This window comes from Paenibacillus sp. Y412MC10 (genome assembly GCF_000024685.1).
GTDB classification, from domain to species: Bacteria; Bacillota; Bacilli; order Paenibacillales; family Paenibacillaceae; genus Paenibacillus_AQ; species Paenibacillus_AQ lautus_A.
Map to the genome: position 1 here is coordinate 594,425 of NC_013406.1, position 15,118 is coordinate 609,542.

Consider the following 15,118-nt stretch of genomic DNA (forward strand, 5'->3'; position numbering starts at 1 on the left):
GATTTATGCATGGACTACCGCGTAATTAAAGAAGGAGACGTGTTTTTTCTGACCGGGCTTAACGGAGATATTGTCCAGGGGGACGATCAGGGCCATGGTTTGTATACGAAGGATACGCGTTTTCTGAGCCGCATGGAGCTGTTCATCGATGGCGAGAAGCCTTCACTTCTGTCCTCCACGGGGGATAAAAGCTATGTGGCCTCCTTCCGCCTGATGAAGGATGCCAAGGATGAAGGGGCGATCGAAGTGCTTCGGGAACGCTTCATCTATGATGGCGTCCTGTATGAGCGCTGTACGCTGACCAATTACTTTGTGACCGATTCGAATATCGAGTTCGGGGTTTCCTTCGATGCGGATTTTCAGGATATGTTCCTGGTCCGTAAATACCGTACGGGCGAAGTCGGCAAAATGGAAGGGATTCGGACAGGCGATCAAGAGTTGACGCTGGCCTACGTCGGCGCCGACAAGTTGAGAAGGCAGACGCGCATTGCCTGGGATGCGGACGGCGGCAATGCGGATGATACCGGCACGGTTTCGTTCTCCTTGTCCCTGAAAGCCAAAGAGCAGAAGGTGATTACGTTCTTTGTCACGCCGATGACGGAGCGTCAAACCGCAGCAGAGACGCTGACTTATGAAGAGGGGCTGAAGAAACTCGAAGCCTCGTACGAAGCTTGGTACGGGAACAGCTCGCAGCTCCAGTCGGATTCCGCGCTGTTCAGCGGCTTGTACCAGAGAGGATTGCAGGATCTGCGCATGCTGACGACGGATGTAGGTTTCGGCGATACAACGGTAGCCGGATTGCCATGGTTCGCGGTTCCGTTCGGCAGAGACAGCTTGATCACGGCGCTGTTCATGCTTCCGGCGAACCCGCAGCTTGCCAAAGGAACCTTGAGAACGCTGGCGGCTTATCAAGGCGAGAAGACGGACCCTTGGCGGGATGAGCAGCCGGGCAAAATCATGCATGAGATCCGCTATGGAGAGCTGGTCACGACGAATCAGTCCCCGTTCTCGCCGTACTACGGCACCATCGATTCCACGCCGCTGTTCCTGGCGTTGATCGGCGAGTATTACCGCTGGACGGGCGATCTCTCCTTAGCGGAGGAGCTCAAGCCGAACGTGCTGCGGGCTTTGGATTATATCGATGCCGCCCTCGAAGCGGGCTCCGGCTTCATGGCCTACAAGCAGGAAGCCGAGAAAGGCTTCCCGAACCAGGGCTGGAAGGATTCCGCCAACTCGATCATCCATGAGAACGGCGAGTATGCGGAATCGCCGATCGCGCTGTCGGAGGTTCAGGGTTACGTGTATCAAGCGAAGCAATCGCTGGTACCCGTCTTCGCGGAGCTGGGCGAGCCGGAACTGGCCCGCAAGCTGGAAACGGAAGCCGAGGAGCTTCGCGTCCGTTTTGAAGCGGCCTTCTGGATGGAGGATGAGCAGTGTTACGCCATTGCGCTGGATAAGGATCAACGCCAGGTACAAAGCGTAACCTCGAATCCCGGGCATCTGCTCATGAGCGGATTGCCGGAAGAGAGCCGCTCGAAGGCGCAAGCCGAGCGGATGCTTAGAAGCGACATGTTCAACGGATACGGCATCCGCACGATGAGTACTGGCTCCACCGGCTACTATCCGGTGAGCTATCACAATGGGAGCGTATGGCCGCATGACAATGCCATGATCCTGCTGGGTCTCGGCAAGCAAGGATTCAAAGCTGAGGCAGGCAAGGTGATTTCCGGCCTGCTCCAGGCATCCGCGCATTTTGAATACCAGCGTTTGCCGGAGCTGTTCTGCGGTCATGATGCGAAGCTGGGCCATCCCGTTCCGTACCCGACGACCTGTTCGCCGCAGGCTTGGGCGGCGGGAACCTCGATCGTCTTCCTGCAGGCGATGCTCGGATTGTATCCGAACGCGGCGAAGAAGGAAATCGCGTTGTCCCCGTTCCTTCCGGAGGGGATGAACGAACTGAAGGCCGAACGGATTGCGATCGGAAGCGGGCACCTGTCGGTTAGCGTTGTGCGAAAGGCTGACGGCAGCGCGTTTCATGTGGAAGTGCTTGAGAATACAACCGGATTTGACCTGGTTAGCTGATCTTATACAAGATTTGCTTCTGAACAACCTGACTCTTAGTGCTTAAGGGTCAGGTTGTTTTTTTGTTGAAATATTAGGAACGTATGTTCTATAATAATGAGGTGATTTTGAACAGATTACTGTATACATACCGGATTGGAGAGAACCTATGAATTCCTATTGTACATATGCCCTACATCAGATCGAGGTGGCTGTCGTCTCGGTTGTCGCGATTATCGATAAGCTGGATGAACGGGATTTGCTCGTCAAGCCGACGGAAGGCAAACATTCGGTCGGAGAGCTGCTCAAGCATATCGCCGTCATCTGCCGGGCCGATTATCATATATCCGGAGGAGCCACCCAAGAGGAGATGAGCGCCTATTACGCAGGCGTGTCGTTAAATAACCTGAAGGACATACAGGCGGAGTTATTGAGCAACTATTCATATCTGGAGCAGGCGTTCCGAGAAATGACGGAAGAGGAGCTTCATCAGGAGATGACCTCTTATTGGGGCGTCACCTATTCGAGGTACGAATGGCTGCTCGAAATCGTGGCACACCTGTATCACCACAGGGGGCAGCTGCACGCGATGCTGGTTCACTGTAACGGGAAGGACCCGAAGGTTCCTTTGTTCGAATAGCTAGTGCTCGACGGGATGGATCAAGGGGAGCCGGCCAAGAAGTTTTCTTGGCCGGCTTATTGATTAAGCTCGTGCGCCTGCTGAGTCCATGAGTCCGGATTACCCCTGCATCCAAGCCTCCGCAAAGCCCGCTGTCCTGAAACTGCCTTCATGGGTCTTTGAATCGCTGTACGATCACAAAAACGAGCTTCCTGCCATGATATTTATTACATTGAGCTGACATTCTTTTAAATTCGACAAAATAAAACAAATTTCGCTATAGACTCAAGCTAAATAATTCCTCTATGATAGAAACTAAATAGCTCGACAAGCTATTATGAAAGCGCTATCCAAGACTTCGCAGGACGGCATGATCCTGAATCTAGGAGGGAATCCACCAAACCAGGGATATAGCAGAATCTGTTGTTAACTGAATAGAAAGCGTATTCATGATATGCAGGTGCCTAGGAGCGGGGCGTTAACACAGATTTTACATATCGTTAATACTCGCATGATCTTATAACTCTATCATAAGAGGTGTTCATAATAAGGAGGACACGCACTTATGACAGATCAAGGGAGTCGCCGTCTTCCCGTTATTGCTTCGATTACCAAGCTGGAACAGATCGACGCGGCTGTGAACAGCGCGGTGGAACGGGTGAACCTGATGACAGGCGACATCATGAAACTAAGGGATATCGTAAACCGACTGCACTCCTCAGGCAAAAAAGTGTTTGTCCATCTGGAAATGGTAAGCGGCATCGGCCGGGATAATTCGGCAGTGCAGTATTTGGCGGATTCGTACAAGATCGACGGGATCATTACGACGAAGACGAATACGGTATTGGCTTCGCGCCAAGCAGGCATCAGCTCGATACAGCGCGTGTTTGCGATCGATACGACAGCTTTGGGAACCGCAGTGAAGATGATCGGACAAGCACGTCCGGACGAAGTGGAATTGATGCCGGGACTTATGCCCCGCGTCATCCGCGATCTGAAGAAGGAAATTCACTGTCCGCTCATAGTGGGAGGTTTTTTACGAAGCGAAGAAGAAATCGACGAGGCGCTGGCGAACGGCGCAGACCTCGTATCTACGGGAGACACGCGTTTTTGGACGTAACGGTCTTACGTAGGAATGACGGATTAACCACAATTACATATTTGCTAGGGGTGGAGACGATGAGATAACCCGAGTAGCAGCTACTTTAGCTTTTATAGGAGGTGGTGGCTCTTAGGTTGCGCTCTTTTTGACGTCTCTATTTTTGTGCGCTTTTTAAGGGATAGGCGGGCTGTTTGGATGGGGATTCTCCCGTTCCTATGGGATCCGCGTGCCGTTCCAACCGGCATTTGATGAAGTGGATCGACGGTAATTTTGGATGATGAATGATGAATAGATTCGAAAGGGGACAACAGATCATCTATGAAAAAGAAATCATGGTTGTTAATGTTATTGACCATATTTATGGTGATTACCACGGCTTGCGGAGGCGGCGGTGGAAGTGAAAGTGCCGGAGGAGAGGTCTCGCTGGATGACGTGGAAGCCGCTTCGATGGATATGAAGAACGACACGACACCCGTTAAAATCCAATACTGGCATGCCCACGCGGATGCCCAGCTTGAAGGCTTGAACTACATGATTGCCGAATTCCAGAAGAAATACCCTCATATCACGGTTGAGCCGGTGTTCCAAGGCGGTTATCCTGATCTTCACAAAAAATTATCGGCTGCAGTGGCTGCGAATGACGTGCCGGCCGTTACCAACGTCGAGGTATCATCGCTCGCCAATTTTGCGGACAGCGGCGTTTTTGCCGACTTGGGCCCGTGGATCAAGCGCGACGAAGTGAAGATGGACGATTTTGCTAAAGGGATGCTGAACGCCTATGCTTACAACGGCAAGCAGTTCGGATTTCCTCTCATCGTGAGCACCAGCGTATTTGTCTACAACAAAACGATGCTGGACGAGCTGGGTGTAGAGCCGCCTGCGAAGTGGGACGAAATCGAGGATTTCAATGCAAAAGTTACGAAAAAAGAAGGCGATAAAACGACTCGCTATGCCTTCTCCGTTCCAGGCTGGGACACATGGTACTATGACCCGTGGAACATTAACGGCGGCGGACAAATCCTGACGGAGGACCTGAGTGCTTCCGCTGTCGAGACCGAGGATTCTCTCCGGTACCTTCAGAACTTCTACAAGTGGCAAAATGAAGGCAGCATGCATATGGGCTTCGGTAAAGGGGCTTCCGACAATATGCGCCAGATGTTCCTGAACGGCGAAATCGCCATGGTGCAGCATACTTCCGCTATGCTGAAGATGTACCGCGAGAATGCGGACTTTGAGGTTGGCGTATCCTTTATCCCTGGCGATAAAGTGCGGACCTCCAACATTGGCGGCGCGGGGATCGTCATGATGGACGGCGCCGAGGATCTGGAGAAAGAAGCGGCTTGGAAATTCATCGAGTTCATGACTTCCGCGGAGCACAACATTAAATGGGCGGAATCCGTTGGATACCTGCCGACAAGAAAATCCGCGATCGAATCCGAGGAAGGCGATCAATATTTCGAAAGATGGCCGCAATACAGAGCGGTATACGAGCACTTCGACGAAGTAACGCCGCGTCTGCAGCATCCGGCTTATCCTGAATTCAGCGAAGTCTACAAAGAAGTCGTAGGGGAAATGGTATTGAACAAAAAAGATCCGACATCACTTATGCAGGATGCAGCCAAGAAGATCAACGATATTCTGGCTGACTATGAGTGATGCCTATGGAGACCAATAAAGCAATGACAAAGGCGGCGTCCGATCGGGCGACCGCTTCGGTCTCTAAACGGATGTCTCATACGTTGATCGAGAAGTGGAAGGACTTCTCGTTCGCAGTTCCGGCCTTGCTGTTTATGGGCGTGTTCCTGTATTATCCGCTGGGTTATTCCGTCTATATTAGCTTCACGAATTGGAACATGACCCGTCCCGTGAAGAAATTCGTGGGCGTCGATAACTATACGCGACTGCTGTCGAACTCGGATTTCTATCACTCCTTGAAGGTCACGTTCCTGTATACCGTCATGGACGTTGTATTCACGCTGGTCATCGGGTTGCTGCTGGCCTTGCTGCTCAACGTGTCATCGTCACGGCTGTTCGGCTTCATGCGCGGTGTCATCTTTATGCCGTATTACGTATCGATGGTTGTCGCGGCCATGGTGTTTACATGGATTTATAATGGACAATACGGGCTATTGAATTCCATTGTTTCCTGGTTCGGCGTGGAGCCGGTCGAATGGCTGACCAACCCTTCGACGGCCTTGCCGGCGCTGGTTGCCGTTTCGGTCTGGAAAGGCGTCGGCTTTGCAATGATCCTCTTTATTGCAGGCATGCGGGGGATTCCGGCCGAGTATTACGAGGCGGCCTCCATTGATGGAGCCAGCAAGTTCCGGCAGTTCCGCAACATTACGCTGCCGCTCTTGTCGCCGATGACCTTGTTTCTGGTCATTACCAGCTTTATTTCCTCCATGCAGGTGTTCCAGTCGATTGACGTCATGACCGATGGAGGTCCGCTCAAAGCAACGAATGCGATCGTGTACTGGATCTATACGATGGCCTTTGATGAATTCAAAACAGGAAGAGCCTCGGCGCTTGTCATGATTCTGTTCGTAATCATATTGCTGTTAACATTGGTACAATGGGTGGTCAGCAGGAAGAAGGTGCACTATGAAGGATAATTATATGGCTGGATCCGCCAAGAACCGAAAGACCATAATGACGCTCCGCGTAATCGGGGCCGTGATCGTGACCCTCGTCATGTTCTTTCCGGTGTACTGGCTGCTGATCAGCGCGCTCAAGACGCAGTCTGAGATGCGGATGGCCGTTCCTACATTCTGGCCGGAAACCTTTGCCTGGCAGAACTTTGCCGAAGCCTTCCGGGTTATCCCTTACGCGCGGTTCTTCGGCAATACCTTGCTCATGGCGGTCGGAACCATTATTCTGCAGCTGAACGTGGCGCTCATGGCCGCTTATGCATTCGCGAAGGGGAAGTTCTGGGGACGGGACGCGCTGTTTCTGTTGGTGCTTGCCGCGTTGATCGTGCCGGAACAGGTAATTTTCGTTCCCGTGTACGTCATGATGTCCAAGCTCGATTGGTTGAATACCTTCTGGGCGCTCATCGTGCCTCACGGGGCGTCCGCCTATGCGATATTCCTGCTCCGGCAGGCGTTCAAATCGATTAACAACGACGTGCTGGAAGCGGCGCGCGTGGATGGAGCCGGCCGATTCTCCATTCTGTACAAGCTATTGTTCCCGATGGCGATGCCGACGATCGTCACCATGGGCGTGTTGATCTTCATCTCGTCCTGGAACTCGTATTTCTGGCCGCTGATCATGACCAACAACAACGACATGCGCGTGCTTACGGTCGGTATCGCGATGCTGCGGGATTCCATCGCCGGGAATGAAGCGATGTTCTTCAACGTCATTATGGCGTCCAGCGTCATGGCGATCATCCCGATCGTGCTGGTCTTTACGGTGATGCAGAAGCATATCGTGGCCGCGATGGCGAACTCGACGTTTAAATAACCGCATAATCATATGTTGCGGAATTCAGGACGGTGTGGAGACGGTGGGTAAGGATACACCACCATACCGTCTCTTTGTTCGAGCGAAGGACATAAAGCTAATTCCTGCGGTGCGCAGCAGGGATCGGGAAGCCCACGGCGAACAAACCTATAGAGCTGCAAACGGCCATTTCGATTGCGTAAGTCCGTCTCCTTGCGGCGGCAGTGTGATCGAGGCCGTCAATCGACTTATATATGGAGGGATGGCACATGGAAGTACGGGGATTAGCCCATCGAGGGTATCCGCTCAAATTTCCGGAGAACACGATGCTGGGCTTTCGGAAAGCGCTGGAGCTTGGTTTCTCGCACCTGGAGCTGGATGTCCAGCTGACGAAGGACGGCGTGCCTGTCGTGATTCATGATCCCACGGTTAACCGGACGACCAACGGTACCGGAGCGATCAATGCCTTCACGCTGGAGGAAATACGCAAGCTGGATGCAGGCCGGGGGGAAGTCATCCCCACGCTGGAGGAAGCGCTGCTTTTTGCCAAGGATCGGATGATCGTTGACATCGAGCTGAAGCAGATGGGGGACACCTATCCCGGGCTGGAACAGAAGGTCATTGACGTGATCAAGGATACGGGCATGGAGAAGCAGGTATTCCTGACCTCCTTCGATCATTATTCGATAGAACGGGCCCGTTCCCTTGATCCTGACATCGAGCTGGGGCTTGTGATTTACGGGGCGACGCCATCGGTCTTTCCTTATCTGGAACAGATCGGCGCTCGCTATGTGTCCGTCAAATATGTATACGTGACCCCTTCGTTTATGGAGGAAGCGCGCAAGCGGGGGATTCAGCTCATCGTCTGGACGCCGGATGACGAGGCGGTATTGGCATCCCTTGCCCAGTATCCTGAACTCTTGATCGTAACGAACAACTTGGAAGGCTGGGCCAAAGTGTACAAAGAAAAGATTGCACTGAATGCTTAGCGTTTTCAGGGACTGACTTGCGCGCAGCGGATTGACCTATTAGGACACTTGCATTTAGGAAATGCCAAGGGTCTTTCGGGGCAAGGCGAACCTAAAGTCGAAATGTGCATAGAAAAAGGATCTGCCCTAGTCTCGATTTAGGGGCGGATCCTTTTATTATGAATGGCCGAATCCTGCTTGTTTCGGCTGCTTATGGCAGCGGAAAACGCCGCGGGCTTCATCTGGGCGGACGAATTTGAAAATTTAATGAAAATTTTCAGTTGACCTGCGGACAATTGTCCGTTAGAATAAAAAACGCGTTACCGGACAATTGTCCGTATAGACAAAAGACAGGGAGGATAAGGTCTTGGATATGGGAGTGGGGCCAAGTTCGGCCAAGATTGATTTAAGCAAAATAAAGAGAGGGCCGATCGTTGCCGCACTGATTATCGGCGCGTTCGTGTCCATCTTGAATGAGACATTGCTGAACATCGCTTTCCCAAGCTTGATGGAGCAGTTTGGCATTGGGGAGTCGACGGTGCAGTGGCTTTCCACATCTTACATGCTGGTTGTCGGTATTCTGGTGCCGGTCACGGCGCTGCTGCAGCTTTGGTTCACGACAAGACAGATGTTTATAGGCGCTATGTCGCTATTCCTGATAGGTACGATTATATGCGGCTTCTCGCCGGTATTCGGGGTGCTGCTGGTAGGCCGTATTCTGCAAGCCGTCGGAACGGGGCTTATGCTGCCGGTTCTGATGAACACCATACTTAGCATTTATCCGCCTCAGAATCGCGGAGCCGCTATGGGGATGATCGGTCTCGTCATCATGACGGCACCGGCGATCGGACCGACGCTTTCCGGTTTGATCGTGGATGCGCTGAACTGGCGCTGGTTGTTCTACCTGGTCATTCCGCTCGCTGCGTTCTCCATCGTGTTTGCCGCGGTGTTCCTGAAGAACGTATCGGAACTGACCAAGCCGAAAGTCGATTACATTTCGATTATTCTGTCTACCATCGGTTTCGGGGGAATCGTATACGGATTCAGCAGTGCCGGCGAAGGCACCTGGTCTGATCCGAAGGTCATATGGTGCATTACGGCCGGGGCTATCAGCTTGCTGCTCTTCGTATGGCGTCAGCTGAAGATGGAGGAACCGATGCTGGATCTGCGTACCTTCAAATTTCCGATGTTCTCTCTCGTGACCGTGCTGATGCTGGTACTTATGATGAGCATGTTCTCCACCATGATCATGCTGCCGCTGTTCCTGCAGAACGCTCTGGGCTTGACTGCGCTATCGGCGGGTCTGGTCATGATGCCGGGCGGGATCATCAACGGATTGATGGCGCCGATTACAGGAAAGCTGTTCGATAAATTCGGACCGCGCGTTCTGATTATTCCCGGCTTGGCGCTGCTGAGCATCGCCATCTTCCTGTTCTCGCGCATCGACGCTTCATGGACGGGTGGTTATGTCATCTTCCTTCATGTTATGATGATGATAGGGATTTCGATGGTTATGATGCCGGCCCAAACCACGGCTTTGAATCAGCTGCCGCGCTTGCTGTATCCGCATGGAACGGCGATCATGAATACGCTGCAGCAGGTCGCGGGAGCTGTCGGTATGGCGCTCTTTATCAGCATCATGACTGCAGGTGCTAAAAATTACGTTGAAACAACCGGGGATCTCAATCCGGTGCAAAGCATGGTTGCCGGTCTTCATAATGCTTTCGTAATCGGGCTTGTTCTTGCAATCATCGCTTTCGTGCTGGGCTTATTTGTTAAACGTACGTCTTCACCCGTTGAAGAAAAACAGTCTGCCGCATAAGGTTCCCGTTTGTTTAATTAGAAAGGGATGCGTGCATTGCCGAAAGAGAATGACGAGTTGGGTCAAAAGATTTTGGATACGGCTCAGGCCTTATTTAACAAATACGGAGTCGAGGACGTCTCCATGCATCAAGTGGCCAAAACGGCGGGAATCGGTCAAGGTACCCTTTACCGCCGGTATCCCAGCAAGAGCAAGATTTGCTTCACGCTGATGGAAGCCAAGATCGACCGGTTTATGGAAGGGCTGGACGTTTATCTGCGCAATAGCGAAGGCGAAACGGTAGCACACCGGCTTCGGACGGTAATGACGAAGGTGATTCTGCATTTCAACGAGGATCTGGAGTGGCTCAGGGTGATGCTGACCTCTGACCGTCTGGAGGAAACCAAGAACATTATGTGCGAGAACCCGCCCTTCACGTATTTGCGCTTACAGATCAAGCGTCTGCTGGAGCTTGCGGCGGAGCGGGGGGAGCTGATGCCCCTGGATCCTCTGTTCACCTCCGTGATGCTTGCATCCCTGCCGCGGGCCGATATTATTCTGTACATGCGCGATATGGGATACAGCGCGGAACAGATTGCGGAGGAGTATTGCCGAAGCTTCGTGGACCCGCTATTCATACAACGCTAATTGATATATTCAGCTAATTGATATATTCACTTACAGTACAAAAGCCGTTTCGGGAGATTGGAAAAGTCGCCCGGAACGGCTTTTTGGTTTATGTTCGGCCCTTGGACTTTCGATTTCAATGCAACATTTGGCAGATGCGTCCGTCAGTATAGTTGTACATGATAATCTAAGGCACCTAGAAAGGATGATGAACATGAACAAACAATGGAAAAAGCAAGCAGCGACGCTGATGGTTGCGGCCATGGCGGTTTCCGGCGGCGCAGCGGCTTATGCGGCACCCCAAACCGGAGACATTCAGGAACAGAAGCCGGTGGTGATCTCGGCGATCATTGATTATGGTGTTCTGGTCAACGGCAAGGAAGTGGCTGGAGCCGGATTCATGAATGCCGGCGCGAAACAGGTCATGATCCCGCTGCGCAGCGTATCCGAGGCGCTCGGATTCGAACTGGAGTGGAATCAACAAGACCGGTCTGCGGAGCTAACCCAATCGGGATCACCGATCTGGACCCTCGTGCAAACGGGCAAAGATCAGTATGCGGTTAACAAAATGTATAAGTCCCTCGGCGCTGCTCCGGTGAACGTAAAAGGCACGTTGTATGTTCCTGCGAGCTTCTTCAGCGAAGTGCTCCGGGTTAACGTCGCGGTTGATGGAACGAAGGTAAACATCACGTCCGAGGAAGAGGTTAAGAAGGAAACCGTGGTCGGAACCATCACGGAAGTTATCCATAACGAAGAACGCCAAGCCGTTCATATTAACGGCACGGGCACCGAAGGAATCGTGCTGAACGTGGATGAGAACACGGTCATCCGCGATGCGGAAGGCAAGAAGATCGAGCTTAAGGATCTTGCAAAAGGCATGAAGATCGAAGCGGTGCACAGCCTGGCGATGACGATGAGCCTGCCTCCTCAAACGTATGCTTACGAAATCAGCGTGAAGTCCGACAAGGAAGAGACGGAGCAGCTGGCTACGGCCGGCGCCATCACCGACATCAATGCGGATGGCGGCAACCTGCGCGTAACGATCAAGGGCAAAGGGTTGACGGAACAATCCCCCAATGAGGTCGTCCTAAATCTGACGCCCGAGACGGTTGTCGTGAATAAAGACGGCAAAGCCTTGAAAACGAGCGACTTGACTGACGATGCGGAAATTATCGGCTACTACGGCCCGGTATTGACCAAGAGTCTGCCGCCAATCGGCAATGCCATCAAAATCGTTCTTCAATAAGTCATAAACGGGAAGAAGCCTGGCGGCAGCGTCAGGCTTTTTTCGGAATCCTTAATGATACAAGGGAGGGAGCGGAATTTCCTTATCGTAAATGGTGATGTTTAAACGCTTCTGTTCATCGAGTGAAGCGAAGAATACCTGATCGAGGAGAATTCCCCGCTCACCCAGCTGAGTCTCCAGCCATTCTCCGGTAAGGTTTAATTTTCGGAGGGTAATCGTTTGTATGCGACCTTCTTTGACGACGGCGTAGGACAGGCCGGCATTCTGCCGCTTTAACTTCAGGTCCTCCAGCGTGACGGAGGTCTTCTCCATCTTTTTCAGGATGGATAAGGCACCGCTTGGCTCCAGCACCGCCATATCGACTTCCGCCATATCGAAGATCTGTTCCTTGCGCAGCATTTGCAAAATGTTATCGATCGAGTAACGTGCTTTTTTCATATTCGGATAAATGAACTGCCCGTCTTTAACGACAATCAGCGGTTCAAATGTAATCCACTTGCCGATGCGCCGGCTCTTCACAAGCAGAATCGAGGCAAGCTTCTGTAACAAGCCGATGGCGATGATCGCAAAGGCGGTATGGATATGTTCGATTTTGGGATCCGCGATGTCTGCTCCGACCACGGAGCCTAGGGACAGGATAATGATGTAGTCGAAAACGGGAAGCTCGGCGATGGAGCGGCGGCCCATGAATAGGGTAACGCCCAAGAGCAGCGGGTATATGGTATAAATTCTCCCAAGCACTAGCAGAAGATCCTTTAGGAGTTCCATGGCACAGACCCTTTCCGAAGATTTTGTGGTCCTTAACTAGAAGGGTGGGCAGTTGTCATGAAAAATATGTATATACGTCCATTTCCAAGTCTCGATCATGGCTTTTTCTCCAATCTATAGACGAGATTACCTAAGCCTTCGTTTGCGCAGGTATATTCCCTTCGCATGCCGAATACTGTACAACAAAATCGTCCATGACGGATGGAGGGAAACGGATGAAGCGCAGTTGGGTGAATTCGCCGTATTCATTTTCGCTGGGCATGTTTGCCATGATGGTTCCGAGTCAGGCGTTCAGCTCCTTTTACATCTTTTTTTACGTCGATACCTTGGGTCTTGGCATAGGGCTGGCATCTCTGGCACGAACCGTATTTCTGATCTGGGATGCGGTAAACAATCCGCTCATGGGGTATTGGTCCGATCGCACCAGAACCAGGCTGGGACGGCGCAGGCCGTGGGTATTCGGGGCGATTCCGCTCTTCATGCTGACCTTCGTGCTCGTGTTCTCGCCGCCGGAAGGATTGTCTGAGAACGGGCTGTTTATGTGGTTTTTGGTTGCCCTTATCCTGTATGAAGCCGTGGCAACCGTATTATGGGTCAATTATGGGGCGCTGTTCCCCGAACTGTTCCGCGGAGACCGCATCCGGGCGAAGGCCTCGGCCATCCAGCAGGGCTATCAAGTGGTGGCATTGTTGATCGGTACTGCGCTGACTCCGATCATCTATGACGCCATGGGATTTTCGAACATGGCGATTCTGTACGCGCTGCTGTTCGGTGTGTTCATGTTCCTGTGCATGATGAGCGTCCGCGAGGTAGAGGCGTTCAGCGCAAGCGAGCCGCTCAAGCTTGTCCACGCGTTTCGTGAAACGCTGCGAAACAAGAAGTTCTGGGTGTTCAACATCTCCAATTCTTTTGCCCAGACGGTGAATGGGCTGATAAGCTCCACGATCCCTTTTTACGCAAAATACGTGCTCCGCATCCCGGACAATCAAGTGTCGATTCTGCTGGCGGCCGTGTTTGTATCCGTCATCCCCTTGGTGTTCGTGTGGTACTGGATGATCCGCAGGATGGACGGCGTGAAGGCATGGCGTTTGTCGCTAGGGATATATGGGTTATCCGTCATCCCTCTGTGGTTTGGCTATGATCTGATGAGCGGCATTCTGGCAGGGATCGGGGTAGGGTTCGGTCTGGCGGGATTTCTGGTTACGCCGGCCATGGTTAGCGGAAACATCATCGATGAGGATGCGGAGCGGACAGGGCTTCGCAGAGAAGGGATTTATACGGCGGTCAGCGGGTTTATTACGCGTTCCAGCGGATTGATCTCCGCCCTGGCGTTTTTTGTCGTAGGCATGATATTCGGATATGAAAGCGGCGACAACCCGGGAAGCGATCCGGAATCGACCTTTCGGTACTTAATCAGTGTCGTTCCCTTATGCCTGTTGGCCATTTCCTTCGTGCTGTCGTATGCAACCAAAATCGAATTCTCAAAATCCATAGGAGGCGGGCATGACCATGGAGCGAAGACTGATCATCAACTGTGACGATTTCGGCCAGAGCAAGGCCATGAATGAGGCGATCCGGCATCTGCTGGAGGAGAATAAAGTTTCATCGGCGACCATCATGACCGTGGCCCCCGGCTTTGAGGAGGCAGCCTCCTGGGCCGCACGCCGGCGCCAACCCAATGTGGGGCTGCATCTGACCTTGACGAGCGAATTCGAAGCTTTGCGGTGGAAGAGCTTGACCGGTCATTCTTCGTTGCATGACGCTAGCGGTCATCAATACCGGACGGTTCAGGAGTTTGAACGGGGAGCGGAGACGGGCGCCGTGCTAAAAGAGCTGGAGGCGCAATACCGGCTGGCGAAGAAGGCCGGCATCCGCATCAGCCATGCGGATAACCACATGGGAAGCCTTTACGGGATGGAAACGGGGCGGAGCCTTATCCCGCAGATGCTGTGGAAGACTTCCCGCTGGCGCCTCCCCGCGCGCTTGTTTCGTTATATTCACCCGGAGGATCCGCTGCTCAGCACGCTGCCGAATATCGAGCGGCCGGTGGCGCTCGCCTCGAGCCTCGCCGATACATTCGGCGTGCCGATCCCGGATTATCTGCTCTCGCATCCGTTTCCCGTCGTCGAGGGAGAGACCTACGAGAGCTTCAAGCAGTCGCTAATCGATAAGCTATACAGACTCCCGGAAGGGGTCAGTGAAACGTACGTTCACCCGGGAGCGGAGGATGAATGGATGCTGGCGAATATTCCGAATTGGGAGAAGCGGGTATGGGAGTACTGCCTGCTGTTTGATGATGATTTTGCTTATGGTCTGCGGGATGCCAAGGTGATCCTGACGGATTATCGCTACGTGGAGGAGCACTTGAAGCGTCCCCGCGTGCGCTCGGCGGTGAAGCTGATGAAGGCAATGGCCAAAAAAACGTAAGCCTATGCTAAAAACAAGCCCTGCCGCGGCACCGGCAGGGCTTGTTTTCGGTTAAGTA

13 protein-coding genes are annotated in these 15,118 nt (G+C 52.7%); 12 read left to right on the plus strand and 1 reads right to left on the minus strand.

The features are described 5' to 3' along the window. Window positions 1-9 precede the first annotated feature (9 nt). The 10 genes from GYMC10_RS02510 to GYMC10_RS02555 all read left to right on the plus strand — a co-directional run bounded on the left by GYMC10_RS02510 (window position 10) and on the right by GYMC10_RS02555 (window position 11,865). Window positions 10-2,082 (plus strand): amylo-alpha-1,6-glucosidase, encoded by a 2,073-nt coding sequence (locus GYMC10_RS02510; RefSeq protein WP_012818696.1) that lies wholly within the window; start codon window positions 10-12, stop codon window positions 2,080-2,082. A gap of 148 nt (window positions 2,083-2,230) precedes the next feature. Further along, complete coding sequence (locus GYMC10_RS02515) at window positions 2,231-2,701, plus strand: DinB family protein (protein WP_012818697.1); 471 nt, start codon at window positions 2,231-2,233, stop codon at window positions 2,699-2,701. 544 nt (window positions 2,702-3,245) lie between these two features. Continuing rightward, window positions 3,246-3,800 (plus strand): glycerol-3-phosphate responsive antiterminator, encoded by a 555-nt coding sequence (locus GYMC10_RS02520; protein WP_012818698.1) that lies wholly within the window; start codon window positions 3,246-3,248, stop codon window positions 3,798-3,800. Between the two features lie 300 nt (window positions 3,801-4,100). Continuing rightward, entirely contained in the window at window positions 4,101-5,438 is a 1,338-nt protein-coding gene (locus GYMC10_RS02525) for an ABC transporter substrate-binding protein (RefSeq protein WP_012818699.1), read from the plus strand. Beyond that, a complete protein-coding gene (locus GYMC10_RS02530; RefSeq protein WP_012818700.1) occupies window positions 5,438-6,394 on the plus strand; it encodes a carbohydrate ABC transporter permease in 957 nt (318 codons plus the stop codon). The genes GYMC10_RS02525 and GYMC10_RS02530 overlap by 1 nt, the downstream gene beginning before the upstream one ends. Next, window positions 6,384-7,244: a carbohydrate ABC transporter permease gene (locus GYMC10_RS02535; protein WP_009593684.1), complete on the plus strand. Its 861-nt coding sequence runs from the start codon at window positions 6,384-6,386 to the stop codon at window positions 7,242-7,244. The genes GYMC10_RS02530 and GYMC10_RS02535 overlap by 11 nt, the downstream gene beginning before the upstream one ends. Before the next feature lie 248 nt (window positions 7,245-7,492). Further along, a complete protein-coding gene (locus GYMC10_RS02540; RefSeq protein ID WP_012818701.1) occupies window positions 7,493-8,212 on the plus strand; it encodes a glycerophosphodiester phosphodiesterase in 720 nt (239 codons plus the stop codon). Between the two features lie 352 nt (window positions 8,213-8,564). Beyond that, complete coding sequence (locus tag GYMC10_RS02545) at window positions 8,565-10,013, plus strand: MDR family MFS transporter (protein WP_397360276.1); 1,449 nt, start codon at window positions 8,565-8,567, stop codon at window positions 10,011-10,013. A 27-nt stretch (window positions 10,014-10,040) separates the two neighbouring features. Beyond that, a complete protein-coding gene (locus GYMC10_RS02550) occupies window positions 10,041-10,640 on the plus strand; it encodes a TetR/AcrR family transcriptional regulator (RefSeq protein WP_251500652.1) in 600 nt (199 codons plus the stop codon). 193 nt (window positions 10,641-10,833) lie between these two features. Then, the gene (locus tag GYMC10_RS02555) at window positions 10,834-11,865 is read left to right on the plus strand and encodes a copper amine oxidase N-terminal domain-containing protein (protein ID WP_012818704.1); all 1,032 of its coding nucleotides are present in this window, start codon (window positions 10,834-10,836) and stop codon (window positions 11,863-11,865) included. A gap of 51 nt (window positions 11,866-11,916) precedes the next feature. On the opposite strand, the gene GYMC10_RS02560 is transcribed toward GYMC10_RS02555, so the two are convergent. Further along, window positions 11,917-12,633 carry a DUF421 domain-containing protein gene (locus GYMC10_RS02560; protein ID WP_012818705.1) on the minus strand — a complete coding sequence of 239 codons (717 nt, stop codon included), beginning with the start codon at window positions 12,631-12,633 and terminating at the stop codon, window positions 11,917-11,919. A 215-nt stretch (window positions 12,634-12,848) separates the two neighbouring features. On the opposite strand from GYMC10_RS02560, the gene GYMC10_RS02565 reads away from it, so the two are divergent. Both GYMC10_RS02565 and GYMC10_RS02570 read left to right on the plus strand, forming a co-directional pair. After that, window positions 12,849-14,171: an MFS transporter gene (locus GYMC10_RS02565; RefSeq protein WP_012818706.1), complete on the plus strand. Its 1,323-nt coding sequence runs from the start codon at window positions 12,849-12,851 to the stop codon at window positions 14,169-14,171. Then, entirely contained in the window at window positions 14,137-15,060 is a 924-nt protein-coding gene (locus GYMC10_RS02570) for a polysaccharide deacetylase family protein (protein WP_012818707.1), read from the plus strand. The genes GYMC10_RS02565 and GYMC10_RS02570 overlap by 35 nt, the downstream gene beginning before the upstream one ends. Window positions 15,061-15,118: the final 58 nt, after the last annotated feature.